The organism is Pelagimonas sp., assembly GCF_058892305.1.
Window position 1 is genome coordinate 1 of the sequence record NZ_JBZXVN010000091.1, and the last position, 3,352, is coordinate 3,352.

General features: G+C 59.5%; 1 protein-coding gene. It reads left to right on the plus strand.

The genetic code is table 11. The features are described from left to right. The coding region (locus AC5EFR_RS23410) for a pyruvate carboxylase (protein WP_493578094.1) at nt 1-3,352 on the plus strand (3,352 nt) is incomplete at both ends.

Here is a 3,352-nt window from a genome sequence, read left to right on the forward strand (position 1 = left end):
CTTCAGCAAGATATTGATAGCGAATCGTGGGGAGATAGCGATTCGTGTTATGCGAGCCGCGAATGAGATGGGGAAGCGGACGGTTGCGGTTTATGCGGAGGAGGACAAGTTGGGTCTTCACCGTTTTAAGGCGGATGAGGCCTATCGGATTGGTGAGGGGATGGGGCCTGTTGCGGCCTATCTGAGCATTGATGAGATCATCCGGGTGGCCAAGGACTGTGGCGCGGATGCGATCCATCCGGGTTATGGTTTGCTCTCGGAAAACCCTGATTTTGTTGATGCCTGCGAGGCCAATGGCATCACTTTTATCGGCCCCAAGGCGGCCACGATGCGCGCCCTTGGTGACAAGGCCAGCGCCCGTCGTGTTGCGGTTGAGGCCGGTGTTCCGGTGATCCCGGCGACCGAGGTTTTGGGCGACGATATGGAGGCGATCAAGGCCGAGGCGGCGGCGGTTGGCTATCCTTTGATGCTCAAGGCGTCGTGGGGCGGCGGTGGCCGCGGGATGCGCCCGATTGAGGGTGAAGACGAGTTGGCCGAGAAGGTCATGGAGGGGCGTCGCGAGGCCGAGGCGGCCTTTGGCAATGGTGAGGGCTATCTGGAAAAGATGATCACCCGTGCCCGCCACGTCGAGGTGCAGATTCTGGGCGACAAACAGGGCAATATTTACCACCTCTATGAGCGCGATTGTTCGGTTCAACGCCGCAACCAAAAGGTGGTTGAGCGCGCCCCGGCCCCCTATCTGAGCGAGGCGCAGCGCGAAGAGATTTGCGAATTGGGCCGCAAGATTTGCCAACATGTGAATTACGAATGCGCCGGCACGGTCGAATTCCTGATGGATATGAACACCGGCAAGTTCTATTTTATCGAGGTAAACCCACGCGTTCAGGTTGAGCACACGGTCACCGAAGAGGTCACCGGCATTGACATTGTTCAAGCGCAGATCTTGATTGCTGAGGGCAAATCTTTGGCCGAGGCGACCGGTAAATCGAGCCAATATGATATCCGTCTGAACGGTCATGCGTTGCAAACGCGTGTCACCACCGAGGACCCGCAAAACAACTTTATCCCCGATTATGGCCGCATCACCGCCTATCGCAGCGCCACCGGCATGGGCATTCGTCTTGACGGCGGCACCGCCTATGCGGGCGGGGTGATCACCCGCTATTATGACAGTCTGTTAACCAAGGTGACGGCCTGGGCCCCGACGCCGGAAAAGGCGATCAAGCGGATGGATCGGGCCTTGCGCGAATTCCGGGTGCGCGGCGTTAGCACCAACATCGCCTTTGTTGAGAACCTGTTGAAACATCCGGTGTTTTTGAACAATCAATACACCACGAAGTTCATTGATGAGACGCCGGAGTTGTTCCAGTTTGCCAAGCGGCGCGACAGGGGCACCAAGGTCTTGACCTATATCGCCGACATCACCGTGAACGGCCACCCCGAGGTTGAGGGCCGCGCCAAACCGGCGGCGGATTTGAAACCGGCCCGCACCCCGGAATTGCGCGCACAGGCCCCCGCCGATGGCACCAAAACCCTGCTCGAGGCCAAGGGCCCGCAGGCGGTGGCCGATTGGCTGAGCGCGCAACCGCAGCTTTTGATCACCGACACCACCATGCGCGACGGGCACCAATCTTTGCTGGCGACGCGGATGCGCTCGGTCGATATGATCGGCGCGGCCCCGGCCTATGCGCATAACCTGCCACAACTCTTCACGGTTGAGTGCTGGGGCGGCGCGACCTTTGATGTGGCGTATCGGTTCTTGCAGGAATGCCCCTGGCAACGCCTGCGCGATCTGCGCGCCCGCATGCCCAATGTGATGACCCAGATGTTGCTGCGCGGCGCCAATGGCGTTGGCTACACCAACTATCCCGACAATGTGGTACAGTTCTTTGTGAAACAGGCGGCGGAAACCGGCGTTGATGTCTTCCGTGTGTTTGACAGCCTGAACTGGGTGGAAAACATGCGCGTCGCCATGGACGCGGTGCTTGATACCAGCCGGGTTCTTGAGGGCACGATTTGCTATACCGGCGATATTTTGGACCCCGACCGCGCCAAATATGACCTGAAATATTACGTCGCCATGGGTCAGGAGCTCAAGGCCGCCGGCGCGCATGTTTTGGGGCTCAAAGACATGGCCGGGTTGCTCAAGGCCTCGGCCGCTGGCCCTCTGGTTAAGGCGCTTAAAGAAGAGGTCGGATTGCCGATCCACTTCCACACCCATGACACCTCTGGGGCCTCGATCGCCACCATCATCGCGGCGGCCAACGCCGGGGTTGATGTGGTTGATGCGGCGATGGACAGCTTCTCGGGCAACACCTCACAGCCGACGCTTGGATCGGTGGTTGAGGCGCTGCGCCACACCGACCGCGACACCGGTCTCGACATCGGCGCGATCCGCGAGATCAGCAATTATTTTGAGGCAGTGCGCGGCCAATATGCGGCGTTCGAAAGCGGCCAACAGGCCCCGGCGTCCGAGGTCTATTTGCACGAAATGCCCGGCGGTCAGTTCACCAATCTCAAGGCGCAGGCGCGCTCGATGGGGCTTGAGGAACGCTGGCACGAAGTGGCGCAAACCTATGCCGATGTGAACCGGATGTTTGGCGATATCGTCAAGGTCACGCCCTCCTCGAAAGTGGTCGGGGACATGGCGTTGATGATGGTGTCACAGGGTCTGGATCGCGCGCAGGTCGAGGACCCGAAGACCGATGTCAGCTTCCCCGATAGCGTCATCGACATGATGAAGGGCAACCTTGGTCAACCTCCCGGCGGCTGGCCGAAGAAGATCCAGAAGAAGATTTTGAAGGATGAGAAAGCCTTTGATGATCGCCCCGGTCTGCACGCCGCGCCGGTGGATATCGAAGAGACCCGTCTGACCCTGCAAAAAGAGCTTGAAGGCAAGGCGGTGGATGATGAAGATCTGAACGGATATCTGATGTATCCCAAGGTGTTCCTCGATTACATGGGCCGCCATCGCAGCTATGGTCCGGTGCGCACCCTGCCGACCAAAACGTTCTTTTATGGCATGATGCCGGGCGAAGAAATCACCGCTGAAATCGACCCCGGCAAGACGTTGGAAATCCGCCTACAGGCGCTTGGTGAAACCGATGACAAGGGTGAGGTCAAAGTGTTCTTTGAACTCAACGGCCAGCCCCGGACCATCCGCGTCCCCAACCGCAAAATCGCCGCCGAAACAGTGGCCCGCCCCAAAGCCGATCCCGGCAACGACGCCCATATCGGTGCCCCCATGCCCGGCGTCGTCGCCTCGGTCGCGGTGACGGTCGGCCAAAAAGTCAGCGAAGGCGACCTTGTGCTCACCATCGAAGCCATGAAAATGGAAACCGGCCTCCACGCC